This is a genomic window from Roseivirga sp. BDSF3-8, assembly GCF_041449215.1.
Classification (GTDB): Bacteria; Bacteroidota; Bacteroidia; order Cytophagales; family Cyclobacteriaceae; genus JBGNFV01.
Window position 1 is genome coordinate 5,372,367 of record NZ_JBGNFV010000001.1, and the last position, 20,151, is coordinate 5,392,517.

At 46.5% G+C, this 20,151-nt stretch carries 24 protein-coding genes; 9 read left to right on the top strand and 15 right to left on the bottom strand.

Going from position 1 to position 20,151, the window contains the following annotated elements:
• Window positions 1-138 precede the first annotated feature (138 nt).
• A complete protein-coding gene (locus AB9P05_RS21805) occupies window positions 139-2,487 on the top strand; it encodes a glycoside hydrolase family 3 C-terminal domain-containing protein (protein WP_371910956.1) in 2,349 nt (782 codons plus the stop codon).
• A gap of 269 nt (window positions 2,488-2,756) precedes the next feature.
• Window positions 2,757-3,146 (top strand): hypothetical protein, encoded by a 390-nt coding sequence (locus tag AB9P05_RS21810; protein WP_371910957.1) that lies wholly within the window; start codon window positions 2,757-2,759, stop codon window positions 3,144-3,146.
• A 50-nt stretch (window positions 3,147-3,196) separates the two neighbouring features.
• Here AB9P05_RS21810 and AB9P05_RS21815 read toward each other — a convergent pair whose 3' ends face one another.
• From AB9P05_RS21815 to AB9P05_RS21845, 7 genes are all read right to left on the bottom strand, one after another.
• A complete protein-coding gene (locus AB9P05_RS21815; RefSeq protein ID WP_371910958.1) occupies window positions 3,197-4,609 on the bottom strand; it encodes a hypothetical protein in 1,413 nt (470 codons plus the stop codon).
• Entirely contained in the window at window positions 4,594-5,232 is a 639-nt protein-coding gene (locus tag AB9P05_RS21820) for a hypothetical protein (RefSeq protein WP_371910959.1), read from the bottom strand. Before AB9P05_RS21820 ends, AB9P05_RS21815 begins: the two co-directional genes overlap by 16 nt.
• Before the next feature lie 394 nt (window positions 5,233-5,626).
• A complete protein-coding gene (locus AB9P05_RS21825; RefSeq protein ID WP_371910960.1) occupies window positions 5,627-6,568 on the bottom strand; it encodes a hypothetical protein in 942 nt (313 codons plus the stop codon).
• A gap of 5 nt (window positions 6,569-6,573) precedes the next feature.
• Complete coding sequence (locus AB9P05_RS21830; protein ID WP_371910961.1) at window positions 6,574-6,714, bottom strand: hypothetical protein; 141 nt, start codon at window positions 6,712-6,714, stop codon at window positions 6,574-6,576.
• Between the two features lie 135 nt (window positions 6,715-6,849).
• A complete protein-coding gene (locus tag AB9P05_RS21835) occupies window positions 6,850-7,950 on the bottom strand; it encodes a HigA family addiction module antitoxin (protein WP_371910962.1) in 1,101 nt (366 codons plus the stop codon).
• Between the two features lie 7 nt (window positions 7,951-7,957).
• Window positions 7,958-8,296: a type II toxin-antitoxin system RelE/ParE family toxin gene (locus tag AB9P05_RS21840; RefSeq protein WP_371910963.1), complete on the bottom strand. Its 339-nt coding sequence runs from the start codon at window positions 8,294-8,296 to the stop codon at window positions 7,958-7,960.
• Between the two features lie 136 nt (window positions 8,297-8,432).
• Window positions 8,433-8,564 carry a hypothetical protein gene (locus tag AB9P05_RS21845; protein ID WP_371910964.1) on the bottom strand — a complete coding sequence of 44 codons (132 nt, stop codon included), beginning with the start codon at window positions 8,562-8,564 and terminating at the stop codon, window positions 8,433-8,435.
• A gap of 684 nt (window positions 8,565-9,248) precedes the next feature.
• On the opposite strand from AB9P05_RS21845, the gene AB9P05_RS21850 reads away from it, so the two are divergent.
• Window positions 9,249-9,785, top strand: a complete 537-nt coding sequence (locus tag AB9P05_RS21850) for a hypothetical protein (protein WP_371910965.1) — start codon at window positions 9,249-9,251, stop codon at window positions 9,783-9,785.
• Between the two features lie 107 nt (window positions 9,786-9,892).
• Here the strand turns inward: AB9P05_RS21850 and AB9P05_RS21855 are convergent, their stop codons facing one another.
• The 8 genes from AB9P05_RS21855 to AB9P05_RS21890 all read right to left on the bottom strand — a co-directional run bounded on the left by AB9P05_RS21855 (window position 9,893) and on the right by AB9P05_RS21890 (window position 16,537).
• On the bottom strand, window positions 9,893-10,372 hold the full coding sequence (locus AB9P05_RS21855) for a hypothetical protein (RefSeq protein WP_371910966.1): 480 nt from the start codon (window positions 10,370-10,372) through the stop codon (window positions 9,893-9,895).
• An 85-nt stretch (window positions 10,373-10,457) separates the two neighbouring features.
• Window positions 10,458-10,910, bottom strand: a complete 453-nt coding sequence (locus AB9P05_RS21860) for a hypothetical protein (RefSeq protein WP_371910967.1) — start codon at window positions 10,908-10,910, stop codon at window positions 10,458-10,460.
• Window positions 10,911-10,969: 59 nt separating this feature from the next.
• On the bottom strand, window positions 10,970-11,254 hold the full coding sequence (locus tag AB9P05_RS21865; RefSeq protein WP_371910968.1) for a TRL-like family protein: 285 nt from the start codon (window positions 11,252-11,254) through the stop codon (window positions 10,970-10,972).
• A 561-nt stretch (window positions 11,255-11,815) separates the two neighbouring features.
• Window positions 11,816-13,123 (bottom strand): hypothetical protein, encoded by a 1,308-nt coding sequence (locus tag AB9P05_RS21870; protein ID WP_371910969.1) that lies wholly within the window; start codon window positions 13,121-13,123, stop codon window positions 11,816-11,818.
• A 223-nt stretch (window positions 13,124-13,346) separates the two neighbouring features.
• Window positions 13,347-14,261: a lysophospholipid acyltransferase family protein gene (locus AB9P05_RS21875; RefSeq protein ID WP_371910970.1), complete on the bottom strand. Its 915-nt coding sequence runs from the start codon at window positions 14,259-14,261 to the stop codon at window positions 13,347-13,349.
• 141 nt (window positions 14,262-14,402) lie between these two features.
• Complete coding sequence (locus tag AB9P05_RS21880; RefSeq protein ID WP_371910971.1) at window positions 14,403-15,134, bottom strand: sulfotransferase family protein; 732 nt, start codon at window positions 15,132-15,134, stop codon at window positions 14,403-14,405.
• A 1-nt stretch (window position 15,135) separates the two neighbouring features.
• Entirely contained in the window at window positions 15,136-16,056 is a 921-nt protein-coding gene (locus AB9P05_RS21885) for an aminotransferase class IV (RefSeq protein ID WP_371910972.1), read from the bottom strand.
• Window positions 16,057-16,177: 121 nt separating this feature from the next.
• Window positions 16,178-16,537 (bottom strand): winged helix-turn-helix transcriptional regulator, encoded by a 360-nt coding sequence (locus AB9P05_RS21890; protein ID WP_371910973.1) that lies wholly within the window; start codon window positions 16,535-16,537, stop codon window positions 16,178-16,180.
• Between the two features lie 123 nt (window positions 16,538-16,660).
• On the opposite strand from AB9P05_RS21890, the gene AB9P05_RS21895 reads away from it, so the two are divergent.
• From AB9P05_RS21895 to AB9P05_RS21920, 6 genes are all read left to right on the top strand, one after another.
• A complete protein-coding gene (locus tag AB9P05_RS21895) occupies window positions 16,661-17,530 on the top strand; it encodes an SDR family oxidoreductase (RefSeq protein ID WP_371910974.1) in 870 nt (289 codons plus the stop codon).
• A gap of 58 nt (window positions 17,531-17,588) precedes the next feature.
• A complete protein-coding gene (gene ygiD / locus AB9P05_RS21900) occupies window positions 17,589-18,419 on the top strand; it encodes a 4,5-DOPA dioxygenase extradiol (RefSeq protein WP_371910975.1) in 831 nt (276 codons plus the stop codon).
• A 152-nt stretch (window positions 18,420-18,571) separates the two neighbouring features.
• Window positions 18,572-18,784 (top strand): hypothetical protein, encoded by a 213-nt coding sequence (locus AB9P05_RS21905; RefSeq protein WP_371910976.1) that lies wholly within the window; start codon window positions 18,572-18,574, stop codon window positions 18,782-18,784.
• A complete protein-coding gene (locus tag AB9P05_RS21910; RefSeq protein ID WP_371910977.1) occupies window positions 18,781-19,149 on the top strand; it encodes a hypothetical protein in 369 nt (122 codons plus the stop codon). Before AB9P05_RS21905 ends, AB9P05_RS21910 begins: the two co-directional genes overlap by 4 nt.
• A gap of 56 nt (window positions 19,150-19,205) precedes the next feature.
• On the top strand, window positions 19,206-19,403 hold the full coding sequence (locus AB9P05_RS21915; RefSeq protein WP_371910978.1) for a YwbE family protein: 198 nt from the start codon (window positions 19,206-19,208) through the stop codon (window positions 19,401-19,403).
• Between the two features lie 503 nt (window positions 19,404-19,906).
• Complete coding sequence (locus AB9P05_RS21920; RefSeq protein WP_371910979.1) at window positions 19,907-20,134, top strand: pinensin family lanthipeptide; 228 nt, start codon at window positions 19,907-19,909, stop codon at window positions 20,132-20,134.
• The last annotated feature ends 17 nt before the right edge of the window (window positions 20,135-20,151 follow it).

Below are 20,151 nucleotides of genomic sequence, written 5' to 3' on the forward strand. Positions count from 1 at the left end.
ATTATTGCTTCGTTTTGAAACGAAAAAGGAAACCGCTAAATTGATTCTGTGTGAAGCAATGACAACATAACCAACTGAGACTTTTCTGATACCACCTGGCCTCACATCATCAGGGATACTCACCTTTTCATTCACCAGATGAAACACATTTTATTATTTCTAGCCACACTACTCTTTATGACAAGCTACCAGGCTTCTGTAGCCCAAAAGCCCCCAAAACTAGGGAAGGCCTCTATCGATGAAGTAATCGCAGCCATGACACCGGAGGAAAAAGCCACCCTGCTGGTGGGCCCCGGTATGCCGGGCTATGCCGGTCTTACGCCTGTAGAAGGTGCCCCTGAGGCACGCGTGCCCGGAGCGGCAGGTGGTACTATGGCCATTGAGCGCCTGGGTATACCAGCTATAGTAGTAGCAGATGGCCCTGCCGGCCTGCGTATAAGTCCTACTCGCGAGGGGGATAAAAACACCTATTACGCAACAGCCTTCCCTGTGGGTACGGCCCTGGCTTCTACCTGGAACACACCGCTTATAGAGAAAGTGGGAAAAGCCATAGGAGAAGAGGTAAAGGAATATGGCGTGGATGTCCTGCTGGCCCCTGCACTGAACATACATCGTAACCCGCTCAACGGCCGTAACTTTGAGTACTATTCCGAAGACCCTCTGCTCTCCGGTAAGATCGCCGCGGCCTATGTTAATGGTGTGGAAAGCAACGGGGTGGGTACCTCTATAAAGCACTTTGCAGCAAACAACCAGGAGACTAACCGGCTGAGTGTAAATGCCAACATATCCGAGAGGGCCATGCGGGAATTATACCTGCGCGGGTTTGAAATAGCGGTAAAGGAGGCGCAGCCCTGGACGGTAATGACGGCCTATAACCGCATAAATGGCACTTATGCTTCTGAGCGAAAAGACCTGCTGCTGGATATTCTGCGTGATGAGTGGGGCTTCGAAGGCTTTGTGATGACTGACTGGTTTGGTGGCTATGAAGGATTTCAAACCATACAAAATGGGGTAAGCGATGTGGTGGCACAGGCAGAGGCGGGTAACGACCTGCTCATGCCGGGCATGCAGCGCCAGCGCGACGCACTGGCAGAAGCCATTCGTAAGGGAGAGGTATCAGAAGAGGCGGTAAACCGCAACCTCAAGAACATCCTGAATGTGGTGCTTATGTCTCCTACGTTTAAGAAGGTGAAGTACCGGAACCAGCCTGACCTTAAAGCCAACGCCCAGGTGACCCGCCAGGCAGGTGCGGAAGGCATGGTGCTGCTGAAAAATGAAGACAATGTGCTTCCCCTGGCGACAGGCTCCTACCCTATCGCGGTATTTGGTAATACAGCGTATAATTTCATTGCCGGAGGTACAGGTAGTGGTGATGTAAACGAGGCCTACACAGTGTCCCTGATAGAGGGACTGGAAAATGCGGGCTACTCTCTGGATGAGGAGCTAAGTGCAGCCTATACTCCCTTTATGGATGAGGCGATGAAAAAGGAGATGGCGCGTCGTGAGAAGGAAGGCGGCCTGCTGGCTACGCCCCAGCGTATAGCCGAAATGCCCCTTGACCGTGCGCTTATCGAAAAGAAAGCAGAAGCTGCCGGTGTGGCCCTCATCACTATAGGAAGAAACTCAGGTGAGAATGCCGACCGTCAGATCAGTGATGACTTTTACCTGGCACAGGATGAGATACAGCTTATCAATAAGGTGAGCAAGGCTTTTCATGCACAAGGCAAAAAGGTGGTGGTAATCCTGAATGTGGGCGGGGTGATCGAGACGGCAAGCTGGAAAGACAAGGTAGATGCCATACTGCTGGCCTGGCAGCCCGGCCAGGAAGGGGGTAACTCAGTGGCGGATGTGCTGTCCGGAGAGGTGAACCCTTCAGGCAAGCTGCCCATGACCTTCCCGGTAGACTATAATCATCATGCCTCCGCCGCTTACTGGCTTGGAGAGCCGGCCCATGACCCTAAGGAGGTGTCTTACATAGAAGATATCTACGTGGGCTATCGCTACTTCAATACCTTTGACATACCGGTAAGTTACCCCTTCGGTTACGGCCAGTCCTATACCACCTTTGCCTACACCGACCCTGAACTGAGTAATAAGGTATTTGATGATAAGCTGGAGGTGACAGTGACGGTCACCAATACAGGCGATGCAGCGGGGAAGGAGGTGGTACAACTCTACCTTTCTGCTCCTGACCGACTGGTGGATAAGCCGGAGGCTGAGCTTAAGGGCTTTGCCAAAACCAGGGAGCTTGCTCCGGGGGAATCCCAGACGCTAACTTTTACATTGAGCCCCAGGCATCTGGCCAGTTTTGTGGATGAGCAAAGTGCCTGGGTAGCCAGCGCCGGGGAATATACGGTTAAGATCGGAGCCTCCTCCCTGGACATCAGGCAGCAGGATACCTTCACCCTTAACTCTGAACTGATTGCTGAGAAGGTCAATAAAACATTTGATAACGTAAATGAAATAGAGGTGCTTAAAAACAGATAATGCGATTTAGTGTTGCCCGTGTTAAGGCCCGTCAGGTTTCTGGCGGGCTTTTCTTTTAGTGTACTTTTAGGTAAGTAATTGATAGACGGTAAAGCCTCAGCCAAAAGAAAAGCAATGACTCCAGGGCAGCCATCAGGGCTCTGAGCTTTTCTACCTCTTCCCGATTCATACTATCAATGTATACCTTACCTGTACAAACCAGGGTATATTTGGAAAGTATACAAACGTGCTATAATATCGGGACATTGAACACTAACGTATTATAAAACATGAAACAAGCGATTACGCTGATTGTCCTCCTCTTCGTACTATTTCTCACTGCCTGCGAAGGCTCTGACGTATACCAGGGCGAGTGGATGGCCGTAGATGGTGAAGGAGGTAAAGCCCAAATATCCTTTACACCTAATAGCATGACTATCACGGGAGAATCAGGCGAATCAGGCGAGTGGGAATACACGCAAAACTCTGTGGCTATTGAGAACGGCATGCGTACCTATGGCATTAACCTGGACAATGGCCTTTCTTACAGCATCGTTTTTCCTGTAAAAGGCAATACCCAAAAGGGCGCCATCGCTGACCAAAACGGGCAGATCATCTACATCATTGGCCGCAATGACTACCTCAGCTACGATGATGTATATGGCTTGTCTACACCCTGAGGCTTAATACCATGACGAATATAAACCCTGGCTATGGCCGGGGTTTTCTGTTACTGCACCACCAGCGTATCACTGGCTACGCTTATATCATCAACAGCCATTTTTTGATGGAAGAACTTATAGCACTCTCTCACAGAATCTTTTTTCAGTAAATACCCAAAACGAATCCACTTATTCGACCCCGCTTCATCCAATGCCTGCGGGGTGATCAGATAGAGGACGTCCAGGGAATCACGCAAACCCATCAAATAACTATTTCCTATTACGGCTACATTTTCTTTCACTTCCTCACGATAGTGGATCAGCGGCCTGTAGGGCAGAATTATGGAGCCAGTGTCTGCAGGTACCGGCCTGCCATAGAAGCCATAAATACCGGCATTCGAGTAGTTAATACAAAACCTTTCCTCTTTATTTCCTTCTTCCATAGCCAGGGATGCCTCCCTGCGTGCCATAAGATCATCCGCCACGTTATAGGCGTCTACCCAATAGTCGCGGGTTTCTATTATTCTAAAGCTATTTATAAATGAATAAGCCGCTTTTAAATACCCATTAGGTATATCTGCAGATGCAGGAAACACTGTATTAAGCCGGTGCCAATAAGCACCATCATACACCCACCGGTCCAGCATCTTGAAGCTCTCTTCGGTATTATCCGCCTCTACCCATACCTCAAGCCCAAAATCACCCGTCGTTTGCTTAACCGTGGTGACTGACCACAAACCATGCGTGTATAGCACATTGTAGCTTTCCTGAAGATTAGCTGTATCCAGCTCATAATCCTGTCTTACCTCCAGTGCCAGGCGTAAACCAAACTCCTCGACATAAAGCTTCCTGCAGGCAACATCATTAGCCGTCAGACCTTCCGTCAGTTCACAGGTCTTTGGCAGGAATACATGCGCCCCAGAGTAATAATCTGTCACCCACCCTTTTTCAGGCTCCAAACTCCTGAAAAGGGAGTCAATGCGAAACTCCCAATACCTCTGCATGGAAACATTAAGGCTATGGTTATTCTCCCCATCATACCGGTCCTGCATTTGGTCCAGATCATTCCGGGTAGTCTCCAGGGCATCATTTAATTCCTTTTCTGTCTTTAACTGCTCCTCCCTTATTTGCCTGTTTAGTCTCCTGGCATAGTACTCTGTAAGATTAAAGTGGTACTGCTCATGCCTTAAACTATATGCATCCCGCACTCCCGGTTTGACCCATGAGTACTGGTCAAACATCGCTGCAAATGCTTCAACACTATCTATTAACACATAATCGTGAAGATATACATTGGAAAAGATAGCTGCGGCAAATTCATTGGTAGGCTCCTGGGGCCCTTTGAAGTCATCCCAACTCAGTTCCCGCCATCGTATAAAAGTATCTTCCCGATAAGGTGCCTTATAATACACATGAAAATAGGTAAGGACAGCAACAGACACTAAGCCTATCATGAGTTTAATCTTTAGAATATTCGCCATCCTATCAACTTAAATACCCTTCTAACAATACTGAGAGCCACTTCAGCCATCATGATCATGATGACATATATAATAACCGTCAGGATAGGACTATTCGTGGAAACATCAACTTCTACATTACCGAAGGTGAAATATTCGAAAAGCTCCATAAGGATGATGAGAAAAACCATGAAAATAGCTGTGTGAAACACCCTCCCGATATAGTTATTCCGTCGCTTATGCTCAATTTTATAAAAGGCGTGATTAGTTATTACCACTAACACAAACATCAGTATTGCCAGAAGAGAGTCTAGCCCGTACAGGGGAAAGGCATAAAAAGCCAACACCTGCCATATTGCCAGATAAAGTAGCGCCAGCACAAAGCTGCTCAGGAAATCCCGGTGACTGAGAGACCGAAAATAAGGCTGTATGTAAAATGAAGAATGATAAGGGTTACGCTCTTCCTCTTCATCATCTATATAGGGTACGCCGGGAGATTGCTCCATTACAGGCGGTTCGGTCTCCCCCAGGACCTTAGAAGCAGCCCGGACTGCTGCCTCCTGGTAGTCGGCCGGATTATCCACCATCCGCTGTAACTCATGCCTGGGCAGCCTCTCCAGTTTCTTCAGAAAGTATTCTTCCATGTTTATTACTTGAAATAGTCCGTCAGGTTCTTAGCGTTCTATCAAATATCGCGAAAGAAGCTCTGGAAGTCAAAAGAGTAATGATAGTAGACGGGGGCGGGACCGGGCATTTATGCCCAACCTTTTTCACCTTCGATTTTGTGACAAAATTTTTGTAACAATTTATTTGTCACAGAAAAATTGTTACAAAGTTGTAACATTATTTTCGGCCCCTCCGAAATTGTTACAGAACTGTAACAGTTTTTCAGCTTCACGAAAAGTTGTTACGCTATTTGCCGCACCATTTCAAGAACCACCTATCGATAGATAGGCAAATACTATACAGTAGCAAGGATCCTGCAGGGCCCACATGATAATTGGGTAGAATGAGATAAGCTAGTTAGGTGGGATAGCCTTAAGGCCTTAACTCCTCTATCTTCTCCAGCCAGGGAGCCACAGGCTCATAGCTGGCGTACATGCGATCCAGCACGGCCCGGTCATTCAGTTTTGGTATACCGGATGGCGTATCCTCTTTATACACCTTCACCTCCTTATTCACCCGCCGGCCGGCTTCCACCTCCGAGCGGCTTATGACCAGCCAGCGTTCTACAGTGCTATGAACGAGATGCGGAAGGCAGTATAAGTACAGCGCCGAGGAGGCCATGCTATGGGCCGCCTCTTCCAGCGAGCGGTAGAGCCACTCCCAGCTTAGCTGCCGGCCTTTGCGCTTAGTACGCTTCAGGTAGCTCAGTGGCGAGGCGATCTTACGGCTGGTACCTTTGATCTCAATGAAGATGATATGCCCCGTTTCCTCATCACGCAGCAGCGCATCCAGCCCGTGGATTTCGTAGCCAAGGGTGTTCTCGTAGATCACCGTGTAGCGGGCGTTCTGGCGGATATCATCGAAAAAGCCCACGATACCTGCATCTTCCATATCCCGGGGCGGGGCAGGTCCCTCCTCTCCTTTCATTTCTTCCATGTCCGGCGGTAGCTTGATGATGTAGTCATCATTTAGCTTCCGGATCTCAAGGTCTGTATACTCGCCTTTGCAGCTCAGCTCCCACATCATCTTCATCAGCCAGGCCCGGAATACATTCATGCCTACCTCGCTCTGCCTGGCCACCTCACGGGCAAACTGTCTGTGCAGCGTAAGCTGTCTAGCTAACTGCTGGTAAATGGCCTCCCCCTCCTCGCACATATAAGCAAAACCACAGCCGCGCTTTGTCTTTTTGTCTACCAGGTACACGAGCTGCCCGTTTTTCTCATCGGGCTGCTGAACAAGGTCGCCGTGCTCTACGGTGTAGGCGATGGCAGAGGGGTTTTTAGTGAGGAAGGGGAGAGAATTTGAATCATTCACGAGGCCTATTCTTTAAAGATCTCATAACCTACCAGGTTTTCAAGGTTCCTCCTATTTATATTGAGAAAACGTACAAACTGGTTTTCTTCCTCTAATACTATGCCATTTTGCGATATAGCACTCAATGTCACAGTATTACCATTCATATCATCAATATTAAATATCGTCTCATTAACATTATCCCCTTCATTAATTATTAGTCTAATTCTAGACACAGCTCTCAGATCTTCTAAATTCGTCATTAAAGGCTCCCACATAGTTAGTATATTTTCTTTATTAAATTATGAATTATTATGCAAATTAACAGGTTCAATAAATTCTCTACCAATACTATAAGGAACCAATCTTTTATGGTGAAATCTTCCAATTATCATAGCTGGATGAGTATTAAACTTTTTAGCAAAAAACCTCAATTTATCAGGGTTCAAGGGAATTGAATTTAATACTTCTTCCTCCTCTTTTTCACTAAAAGTATGCTCAACCGCAAACCTATCGGCTTCCTCCTCTTTTTCGATATCCTGATCACTATAATTTATATTTTCAATTGAAATATATTTTTTTCCATGTAATAATATATGGCCAATTTCATGGAATAAAGTAAACCAGAATTTATCGTTAGCATTATAGCGGGCAGATAATTGAATTAGTGGGGTATCTCCTATCCAGCGCGTACACCCATGTATAGGTGCTTTTGGTAAGCAGGGGGTATAGACCACTTTCACTCCAGCGTCCTTACATACTTCACATAATTCCTGAAAAAAGTTTTCAGGATGTGAGGCCATAATTGATTTAATATGTGAAAGTGACTTTTTAAGTTTACCAGCATCATAATCCGGTACTGACAACTTCTCTGCCTGTAACTCCCCTTGTCTTAACCAGGCGGCCACTGCCATAGCTTCATTAGTATGGGCCAAAGAAATCCTAAAGCTTACTTTTAGCTCTTGATTATAATAGTACGACTCCCATGCATGATGGTCAGATACTTTAAAAAAATTAAATAGGTTAGCAGCCTTTTCTTTTGCCTTTCTGGTCGCCGGCACCCATCCCATCGAAGCCATTTTAGCATAGGGAAACTTCTTTACCCAATCGATAGCCTGAAGTATGCTTTCTTCCTTTTTGACCCGGGCCATGTACTCATCATATCTATGTTGCCTCTTCAGCCAAAAGCTTGCAGGTATATTTAGTACATCTTCAAATTTCACTGCCATATCAGGGGTAATAGAGCTTTTCCCTTTGGTAACAGCAATAATAGTTTTCTCAGGCTTGTTTACCCGTACGGAAAATTCTTTAACCCCCATACCCATCTCTTCTAATTTTTCAGCTAAAGAAAGTCCCGGATGACTTATGCTCTGAGGTGCATATTCGTTGGTTTGGATACTCATATCTTTATTAGCTTTTGTGGTAATTTACTATTTCCACAATTTCAACCCCTTTAATTTCGACCCATATATATTGTCCATCTTTGTTAACGGGGATTGGGTCTTCGTGTGGTTCAATTATTAGCCGGTAAGGATGATCTAAATCACAGGCCCATTGGCCTTTCCTATCTCCTGTTAACTCATGGTATCGACCTGGAAGCGCCCGGACTTCTTCAAGGTTTTCAGCATCAAGCAAGTCATCTAATCTACGCTTATATAAAATAGCCCTTTTTTGCCCTAGATTTTTTTTAGCCTGCCTATCATCATTAGCATATTTTTTTAATTTCTTATCTCCAAAAGTGATGACCATGAGGTAACAATAATTTTCTCCCTCGCAAATATAAAACAAACTTAGGTAAAAAAGTTCACACTTAGTGTAAGTTAAAAATCATCTCCTAATTAAACTACCAATTTACTCCCTCACAACACGCATTACCCAGTTCTCTTTACTGTTGTCTAGGTAGAGGAAGTAGATGCCGGGGGGCAAAGGTGATATCTATGGTTAGTTCTTTTGTATTGGTGCGGCTCAGGTCAATCTGCCTGATGAGCTTACCGAGGGGATCGCGGAGGTGGAGCATGGCCTGGGGCAGGCAGCCACATTCAACCTAAGGTTGAAGAGACGAACAGGCTTAAAAGCAAACGATAAACAGAAAATAGCGGAAGAAGAAGTCATCACTTTTCTTATTTAAGTTGAGCAAAATCATATTATATAATCGCAGCTCACGCTGCGTAGGGTATGCATGTGTTTTACTTATTATTGAGTGCTTATGCTTCGGGTTATTTAGTGAGTTTCACCTAGGCTGAACCCACCCCGGCATAAGCTTTAGTACTCCTGCTAAAATTCCTGCGCCCACTCGTATGCGAGCCCAGCGGAACGCTGCCCGGCACCCAGGAGGGTAATAATTTCAGCAACAGTTCTGAAAACGTGAGTGTATTGTCAACGGCAGGCGTTCCCAGCCGTCTTTACTTATCTCGATCTTAATTCCTCTATTAAGGTTGAGAGATATCTCCCAAAAAGTCAAGGGGTAACGAAATTTTCATAACAAATTGTGGCTATTGGGGATAGGGAGTTATAAGCGAGCGTATGTGAATGTACTGGACCCACAACTCTTTGTAACTATTGGAGTAATGGTTGCTAAGAACCTGTCTGAGCTTCATTTCCTGTGAAATAAGACAACGAACTAACCTCCATATCTCGAAACTCTTCTGAGTTATATAAGCATTACCTTCCAATTCTCCCGCCATCTCCCGTACTTTACCCCATGAACATCTACTGCACGAATAAACTGGAAAAACTCATAGGCAAGAAGCTGATGGCGGAAGAGCCGGAGCCGGAGGGGCTTCTGGGTAACTGGAATGCTAACCTATTTCCTCTGAAAGGCAGAAAGTGCATCATCCTGGTGAACGATGTCACCTACTACCCCATAATCCTATTGGATGTTCTGAAAAAGGACCTGTTAAACTTTCACGAACTCTTCTACGAAAGGCTCATCATGCAATTGTCATTTGACGGGATTGCGGTTTCTGAGGAATGCAAGTTGAAGCTGAAGTCAGCCAGCGAGCCGCACTTCCTGAAAACGAATAACAACCGCAAGGTACTGGGCACCATCACAAATTTCATCTATGAACTGGAAGCACACTTTTACAGGAGGTATGGGGGCATTATGGACCCAGTCCTGGTGCCGGAACTGAATAACCGGTTGACCAGAACACTTGTAGGGGCTATTAAGCCGAAGCAGTTTGATTATGGAGTGCCGAAAGAAGAGATGGAGGTTCTACTTCAAAACATCTGTGATTAACACAGCTTTAATAGCTAAAGCATAAATAGAGACGAAGTGTCTTACAGCTTACCAAACTTGAAGAGACGTGCTGCAATAGTAACCAAAGAAAGCAAACAGGCAGGTAATTACATGATAACAAATACCTTCTCATTAAGCACGTTTATGGCCTTGCTGGCCTTACCGGTGGGTTCGAAGGTAATGGTCCCTTTATCTGTGTACAATTGAAACTGCCACTCATCATTTTCAAACAGCTCTTTGACTTTGCCCAGGGGAAGCTTAGTGGCGAAGCGTGAGACGAACTCATCGTTCTTCCTTTCATTAAATATCAGTTCAGGATGAGTATCAGATATACTCACGCCGTCATTCATAATCCTCAGGCTCTCGATAGCCTTGTATATTTCCCGACCTATGACACTGAAGTTTACTATGGCAGAGTCCCTTACTTCATCCTTATACCTGAAGGTAACATCCACCAGCAGCTCCTCGCCGGACTCATCACTATCCAGCGATAAGGGCTTAATAAAATACTGAGTACCCTCTGCCCCTACGTAAAAGGTCTCGAAATACTTCTTACCTGACTTGGCTGAAGCAGGCCGTACGGACATACACCCATAACATAGGAACAAGGCCATGAGTGAAAGAACTGCAGAATATTTGTAGAGCTTGTGTGCAGAAGCCGCCATAAAGATATTACTTGGTAAATCGCTCTGCGAGAGAGCTTTCGTTAAATAGTGAGTCAGATAGTTCGATAGATTCCGAAACTGTGAGCACGTAGACCAGGTTTTTGTCAAACTGCCTTGCGTACATGCTTATCGCCTTATCATTATGCTTTTTTTCGGCATAAAAATAATCCGCGTCACCAGAAGCCTGATTTGAGAGCTCCTGTAAAGAGGTATTAACAGGAATGGCAAGGAAGATCATATACCCCTCGGCCTGTATAGCCCGGAAAAGGGGCATTTGTATGGAGGGATCCTGCAGGTGGCTATCGAAAGTCTCCCTGATAACAGGATCGATAGGCACGATTTTCTCGTCAGCCTTTACACTAAAGGTAATATCATTAAATACATCAATTTCCCGCTCACTGGTGGAGGAACAGGAAAACATTATCAAGGCAATAAATACAATCAGGCCTAATTTTTTCATGAGCAGTATTCGGAAAAATACTAAGGGAGCCGTATGCTCCCTTAGAGATCATCGTAAAATTACTCTCCGGTTACAATTGTTTCGTAAGTCACCACGAGATTAAGGATACTGGTGTGCTTGATGTCAACGGTTGAGATCTTAGTGATACCACCGTTCTTAGCAGCCGTTCTGATACTGGCATCTGCGTCGAAGAACAGTACACCCAGGTAACCGGTAGCTTTAGCCGTTCCTACTTTAGTACCTACAGTGTTGCTAGTAGCATTAACAGGAAGGGTTAGTGAACAGCCTGTCATCATGGCCGTAACCGCAAGTAGTCCAAATACTGTTTTGATTTTTTTTAACATGTCATTTGATTTAGAACTCCTACTCGTAAGGCTTTTCGGATTCGCCTCGTTTTTTAAAGTGGTCGCTGAACTCCACTTATTTAGATGTATTTTATATCATAGTTCAACCCAAGAAATTATATCATTCGTAGCTTTATACACTGGCCTACAGGCCTTAATGTATCAGTCGTAAGAATGCTTATCCCTGAAATGACCGGGCGAATTTAAAGCTTTACACCTTTCATTTCCATCCTTTAGTCACCTATTTTTTAAATATTCATCTTAATTCAGATAATCAGACACTTTGGTGTCTGACAGGCTATTAATTATTATATTAATGTCTAAACACCTATACCCTTCGTTTTCCTACCAGCCATTTTGATAAACACCTCATTTAATATTTAGCCAGGGTCAGCGGAAGGCGTTGAGACTGTGCTGTAGGCTCCGTCTTGATTGTTAAAAATAATGATACCAGAGGTGGCCATAGCCTTAGCCTTCTGTATCCCGGCGAAGCAGAGGCCTGGAAAATAAAAAAGCCGCAGAAGATGTACCTCTGCGGCTTTTTGAACTATAATATACTACTTAGTCATTTTCAGACCAGTAACTGGTAGTTTCAGGATCATCCTGGCCGAAGATATAGCACGTGATGGTGCTGCCCACTGCAGGGTGAAACTGTACCTTCTGGTGTGCGGCATCGGAATAAGCCATACCATATGAGTCAGAGTGAGAAGTAATGTAGCGGTTCCACTTATTGATGTACTTCTCCTGGTTGGCTTCAGTGGCGTAGGTAGCTGAATTGCCGTACACAAAATTTTCCTTAGCCGCTGTAACGCCTATATAGCCCATATTCATGGCGGTGACTATGTCTCTTCCTACGCTACTCACCATCGCCTGGAAGCAAGTGGTGTTCTGCACGGCATTAGTGCCGGTGGCTGTCCAGTTCAGGGAAACATCGCTTGCCCAGCCGCCTTTTAGTATCTTGCTCTGGTCTTTAGGGTCGGGGTATTCAAAAGCGGGGTACACATACATGCCACCGGCGCTGCTACCGCTCATGATAGTGCCTCCGTTAATCCCTTCTTTGGTAAAGTAAATTTGCACGGGCTCACCTATAGCTTTACATGTCTCACTGGTCATGTGGAGCACGACATCCTCTTTACTTACCGGGCTGCCTGCGGGCATTGTTTCCGGTGCGCCAAACTTACCGGTAAACTTGAGAGAGGGTAACTGGGTGCCTGCATGATTAGACCCTTCTGTGCTATCAGAGTTTATAGTAAGGTTAGTGTCGTTGGCTGTTATGGCCGAAATATAGCCATCATATACATTCGCGTATAAAGCCGACACTGCCGGTAGCGTAGGCCCCCATAGCTTGGCATAGGTTTTATTATCACTACCCGTAAGGGTCTTTTTAGCCTTTGTATCTTCGCCAAGTCCACAGGCTGTTATGATACCACTAATCATATCATTGGCCGTCTTTCCATACCCGCAGGTACTTCCATCGGCAAACCCGATACCGCAAAATAGCCCTACCTGGTCTACATTGGTCACATCCATGTAGATTTCCGGGTTAGAAGCCAGCAGGCTCAATTCGAAGAAGCCTCCTACCCAGTTAGGGTCTTCAGAGCCCATCGCGGTATTAGGATATTTAGAAATGGTGGCCGCCCCCTCGTCATTTGTGATGATATACCAGAAGGTGCCTGAATTCAGGTAGTCGAAGCTGCAGGAAAAGGGCTTATCCAAATCAAGGGCCTTCGGACCGCTCCAGGGCTGGAGATAGGTCATGTTACTGAAGTTTGTTACTCCTTCAGTGCCCCCTTCTGCATAGTCAAAGAATAAATACAGGTCTTTATTTCCTGTTTTATTATAAATATCAATAGTAGTTGAATCAGCCATAGGTCTGTTTTTCCTTTTGAGATTATGAACGACATTGATGACAAGGTATCAGGTAAGAATTGTCAAATGCCATGGATTAATCGTGTAACAACAGGAATTGTAACAGACAGGAATTGAATTTTTGGTAAATACCTGAGGTACACTAAGGCATAGGACGATTATCCCCTTGCGGTGAGGCCGGAAGTGTATGTATCATGGAGAAAAGCGGAGGGAATGGAGAAGGTTAAACCGGGGTGACTTCCGGGGCTGACACATTTTCGTCTTTATGGCAGTCGAAATCCTCACGTTTGCGCTTCCATCTCTTGTGGCTCCATAGCCAGTAGGCCGGCTGCTCCCGTATTTTCTTTTCCAGCATGCGGGTTCCCTGCTCAATAACCCATCCGCTGGGTTTGTCACTTACTGATTCGCATACCAGTTGATACTCCACCTCGTAGTAGCCCCGCTTCAGTTTTTTAATATTTCCGAAGACCACCGCGGTATCATTTGTTCTGGCAAACTTCTCTGCACCGTATTGTACACCAGTCTCCTGATTGAGGAATTCCATCCAGTAGGGTCTTTGTGAAGCCCGGGGACACTGGTCTATTCCGAATATGAACATCGTGGGCTTGGTACTACCCACAGGCATTTCATTATTTTTGGAGGTAGGGATCATCTGCAGCCCGTACCTGGACCGGCTCTCACGCATGATCTTATCAAAAAAAGCACTGGAAAGGGGGGTATAGAGGGCGACGGTGTCATGCTTTATCTGCATATCGCAGGCGGTAGCGTATAGCTCCCAGTTGCCATTATGTCCGCCCAGGGCGGTGATGTGCCGGCCCTTTTCGAAGAGCTCATCTACGACTTCCGCATTAACCACTTTCATCCGCTTCAGACTTTCCTCGGCGGATATGGTAAAGGTTTTAACACTTTCTACAATCAAGTCGCAGAAATGTGAATAAAACTCCTTCTCAATGGCTTTATGCTCCTTTTCGCTTTTATCCGGAAAAGAGCGCCTGATATTGCCCCCTATTACAGCCTTTCTGTAGCCTATAACCCTGTACAGGATAAAACAGGCGATATCCGACAGGAAATAAAGCACCGGAAAAGGGAGCTTTGAGAAGGGCACAATCAACCCATAGTATAAGATTCGATCCTTCATAACCCTGAAAGTACGAAATCTTTATATGGTAAAGTTCCTTCTATGCATTCACCGCATGTACTCTACCGGCCCTAAAAAGAGTATATTCGACCTCCTTCACTAAAAAATCCATACAGAACACAGTCATTATTCCTGGCAAGGCTACTCCAGAGCCAGTTTTTCAAGCGTTTTATAATATGGCAGGCACTCTTGCAGTAAAGGCTCCAGATGCGGCGGAAATGATCCGGTTTTAGGAGAATACTGCCCGAAGCCGGTGGACTTGTGCACATTTCCGTACCAGTATTTAGCCCAGGAGCCATCCTCCGGCCGGGCACCGGCCTGCCAGTGCAGCATGCCAGGCGCGAAGGGAGTGCCAATCCGCTGGCAAAGCTGCCGTAGTACACCCTCAGGGTTCATCAGCAGTTTCTTTGCCTCGAGCACAATGGGCTGTATCCCCATCTTATCCAGGTCATTCAGCAACTCCATATGGGCCGCATAGCCTACATCTCCCATGGTAGGGTTATCTATGACCTTATCAAATGAAGGCAGCATCTGCCCGGGATCCCGGGTAAGAATCACGTTTACACAATCTTTCATAAAGCCCCTGTCCAGCCCCAGCAGGTGATGGGTCATGTGCTTAAAGAATACTACTGGCCTGTCATGCTCTCCCATCATCATCTCCACTACCTTATTACCATCGTTCTCCATAGTGGCCAATACCTCTTCTGCACCGGGGTGGTACTCACCGGCTTTCGTATGCTTAAGGTACCAGGCATACAGCGGCTCATCATATACTGTGGTATCCGGACGCTGCGCAAAGGAGTACATCAGGGCTGTAGAAATATTGCGCGGGCCTGACCACAGGCAGATACGGGTGGTATGATCCTGGCTCATCTTAATTCCCTTTTTCAGCTTCTGCCCTGATTAGTCCCTCGTACAGGTCGCTCAGTCTTTTGGTCATGCGGCCTGCTTTGCCTGCTCCTATTTCACGGCCATCCACCCTGATTACAGGCGTAAGCCCGCCAAAGGTGCCAGTGACAAATGCCTCATCGGCACCGTATACATCAAACAGGGAGAAGTTCTTTTGCCTGCACACCATACGGTTTTCCTCGCAGACCCGGATCACGTTCCCCCGCGTAATGCCGTTCATGCAATACTGACCTGTGGAGGTCCATACCTCCTCCCCTTTTACCATGAAAAAGTTGGTGGCATTGCAGGTAGAGACAAATCCATGGATGTCCAGCATAAGGGCCTCATCGGCACCTGCCTCCAGCGCCTGTATCAGGGCCTGCACCTCGTGCAGCTTGCTGTGGCAGTTTAGCCGCGGGTCCAGGTAATCGGGAGAGCCTCTGCGAATAGTACTGGTGAACAGGGTGATGCCTTTCTCCTTAGTTTCCGGAGAGGCCTTTTTGTGCTCGGCAATGATCACCACATTCGGCCCCGTAATGGTAAGCCGCGGATCCTGCGAGGGCGTTTTTTTGATACCCCGGGTAACCATGACCCGCACGTGCACATCATCATGCATGTTATTGGCCTCAATAGTCTTATGGATGTCTGCCAGGAGGTCTTCCCGGCTAAAGGGGAGCTTCATGCCTACGGTAGCGGCAGCCTGCCACAGGCGGTCAAGGTGCTGAGCGGCAAACACGAGCACTCCATCATGCAGCCGAAGTCCTTCCCATACGCCATCTCCGACCAGGTATCCGCTATCAAAAACGGAGATTTTTGCCTCATCCCGTGGTAGTAGTTCATTATTGATGAAAATACTGATGTCCTTATTACGGGGATCGTCTAGCGCGTTGTGGGTGCCCTGAATCATAGGTTTGGGAAGTAATTGATACTGGCAGCCAAAGTATTTCTTTAAAGGTAAATTGGCAAGTCAGATAAGCAGAGGAAGGTTAATCTATCAGGTAAAAACTGGGGGACCTGCTCCCCTCTACTTATTCCGTGAGTGCCTGCTGACGGTGAGCCAGCCCCCACTCTACCATAGAGTCCAGTACGGATACGATCTGCCTGCCGGACTCGGTCAGCTCGTATTCTATCAGGATAGGCGTGGTATCATGCACCATCCTTTTTACTACACCGTTTAACTCCAGCTCTTTCAGCTCCTTAGATAGCATCCGGGGCGTGATCTTATCGATATTTGCCTGTATGTCCTTGAACCGGTTTTTCTCATACAGCAGGGAGGCAATAATGGGTAGCTTCCACTTACCGCTGATAACGTTGAGCGTATCATTGATAGCTAGCACAAATTGCCTGGGACACTTTTTGACGTCAGATATGGAAGCCAGAACACTCATATTCAATTGTTTGAAACCGACACTATACAAAAGTATAGTCCTATTTAATGGATACTCACTATACTTAGTATATCAAAAGTAATGATTTTACCGTATAGTTCAACAAAGCAAATAGTTAAGACCATGATAGTAGTAACAGGCGCCACTGGCGAATACGGCACACATGTCATCAATCACTTACTTAATAAAGGGGTAGCCCCTTCGGACCTGGCTGCCCTGGTGAGAAACGAGGAAAAAGCTGCAGGACTTAAAGAAAAAGGCATAGCGCTACGTAAGGGCGATTATATGAATTACGCCTCGCTGGTAAAGGCTTTTGAAGGAGTGGACAAGCTGCTATTCGTATCGGGTAGCGAAGTGGAGACCCGGGAAGAGCAACACCGCAATGTGGTAAATGCGGCTAAGGAAGCGGGCGTGGGGCATGTGGTTTACACTTCTTTTCTGAGCAATACCCCTTTGGAAGAGTCAGCCATTGCCTTTTTACAAGAGACACACGCCAAAACGGAAAAATGGCTTAAGGAAAGCGGGCTTACCTATACCATTCTCCAAAACGCACTGTATATGGATATGATCCCGATGTTCGCCGGCGAGAACGTATTAGAGAGCGGCGTGATCATGCAGCCTGCAGAGCAGGGGAAATCCAGCTCCGTACTACGTGAAGACCTGGCCGAAGCGGCTGCTGTGGTGCTCACCACCGAAGGACATGAGAACAAAACCTATCCACTGGCAAATAATGAGGCCGTTTCTTACCAGGATATTGCGGAAGCTATTACAGCAGCAAGCGGTAAAAAAGTAACCTATACCTCCCCCAGCCCGGAAGAGTTTAAAAATGAGATGAAAAAGTATGGAGTGCCTGATGAGTATATCGGCATGTTCACGGCGTTTTCTGTAGCCAGAGCGAATGGTGAGTTAGAAGTCAATGACGACTCGCTGGAGAAATTGCTGGGAAGAAAGCCGGTAACTGCCAGAGAATTCATCAGCCGGGTATACGGGTGATATGACCCGGAAGGATTTTATTAAAGTAGCCGGATTAGGCGCTCTATCATTTCCATGTATGTCATCATTAAGTAAACTAGCTGCCCTCACAAGCACTAATAAACCGACTGAGCGTATGCCTGTACTGTTCCTGGGACACGGCTCTCCTTTGAACGGAATCGAGGAAAACGAGTTTGTGCAGGGGTTCAGGACACAAGGGAAGCAGCTAAACAGGCCTGCCGCCATTGTGGTGGTTTCTGCCCACTGGGAAACTAAAGGCACCCGGGTGACGGCTATGAAGAGTCCCCGTACCATCCATGATTTCGGTGGCTTTCCCAGGGAGCTGTATGAAGTCCGGTATCCTGCCCCCGGAAACCCGGCCCTGGCAAAGGAAATCAGCAGGCTGGTAAAGCCGGAACACACGGTGTTGCCTGACGATAAGTGGGGCCTTGATCATGGAAGCTGGACGGTGGTAAAGCATCTTTATCCTGACGCGGATGTGCCGGTCATACAGCTTAGCCTGGATTACAGTTTAAGCCCGCGCCAGCACTATGCCCTGGCCCGCCAGCTTAAGTCTCTCCGGGACAAGGGCGTGTTGATCATAGGCAGTGGCAACCTCGTGCATAATCTGGACATGGTGGAGTGGCGCAGACTGAACGAGCCTTATGCCTACGACTGGGCTATTGAAGCTAATGAGAAGATAAAAGGGTACGTGTTAGATGGTGATCACGATAGCCTGATCAACTTTAATAAACAGGGCAAAGCCTTTGACCTGGCTATACCAACCCCGGAGCATTACCTGCCTGTCCTTTACTCATTGGCATTAAAAGATACAAATGAGGAGGTCATGCTGTTTAATGACCAGCCTCTGGGCGGTTCGCTAAGCATGACCAGCCTGAAGATAGGTTAAACGGATGTTCTAATAAAATATGTAGCGGCTCAGGAATATTTTCCGGGCCGCTATTTTTTTACCTGGTAAACAAACCGCCTTTCTCTACATACTAATCAAACCCAACTGTGCCGGACCGGTTAAGTAGGGAGCAAATACACAAACCTATTTTTATGGCAGAAGAAAATGCAGGTGCCCAGGGGGTACAGGACGCTACTAAGGGGGCCTTCCAGTGGTGGAAGGAAAAATCAACCATACAGCCGGGAGACAGCTTTGGGCAAAAAGTACTGAAAGTTATTTATAAAATAGGAGGTGTACTGGCTATGATTATATTCAGCCCTCTCCTGTTACTGGCATTTCTCATTGCATTTTTGGTTGCCCTATGATAAAAAGAACTCTCCTGCACTACGGCTTTCTCATTCCAGCCCTTCTGTTTCTCATTCACCAGCTTCTACAGAGAGTGCTGGGCATCGCGCTACCCTTTGCAGACGCTTACCTGGACCCATTTTGCATGGGCGCCCTGGCGCCTTACCTGCTTATTACGGAAAGAACGTATCTTTTTGGGGAAGGCAAGCTTCTGTGGCTTGACCTGTCATTGTTGTACGTCACCCTGGTGGCAGTTAGTGAGATAATTTTCCCTTTTCTCTCCGACCGGTTTTATACCGACTGGTGGGACGCCCTCGCTATCCTGCTTGGTATCATATGGTACCGTATTACGGCTGGTAAATTCATCGACCATACAGGAACCTGATTTCTTCATATTCCCCTACCTTGCAGAGAAATCACAGCATAAAAAAACGCAAGTATATGGCAGATGGTCAGCAGTTAAAAGATATAAAACCTGGAATACGGGTAATGGTGGTGCAAAAGCCGCACCAGCGAACAGGACAGTTAACGGAGGGTATTGTAGAAAAAACCCTCACCAAAAGCGGTTTTCACCCCCATGGCATAAAGGTACGCCTGCAGTCAGGCATCGTAGGGCGGGTAAAGGAGATTCTGGACTAGAGACGGGCATCGTAGCCTGAGCGGAAACCGGATAAGCCAGACGGGCATCCTATTACCTTATGCAATATTCAGGCGTTACGCAGAATCTATTTCCACTATCATCACTCTCCACCTTGACCCCATAACCGTCAAATTAATAATGTAAGTATCTAAAAACAACACATTAGCCATTCCCCTAAAGGTCTGTAAGGGGACGGTTTAAAAAAGCCACAGCCTTTTTGAACCAGGGTTAGACTGACATACCAGGGGCCCATGCCGGTGGTAACAGCATTAGAAGCTGCCGTAACTGGCTGCTTTAAAAAGCACTCTGCCAGTAGCCCCGAAAGCCGGACCTCTCATATGAGGGGAATTAGTTGTGCTTATCGCTGCAGAATCCTGCATTTTTAATAAGCAAATCATTCATAATCAGCAAAATAGAGCCTTTTTCTTGACGGCTATGCACCTTGACCCAAGGGCAAAATTTTGGTATATTAAAGTATACTAAACTATTAAATAAAACAGCTATGAAAAAAACCAAAATGCACCTTAAGCAACTGGAGGTACAAAGCTTTGTAACTGCCGAACACCCTAAGAGCAAGCAAACAGCCAAGGTAAAAGGTGGGGCTACCGCATACCATTATAGCGGATGCTACACTGATTGTGGTATGAATACATGTGCTTACACATGCGATGACCAGTCCTGCCAGTGTGACACATGGTGCTCAGAATGTTACAGTTTAAGGCTCTGCTAATTACTTTTAACCGCACT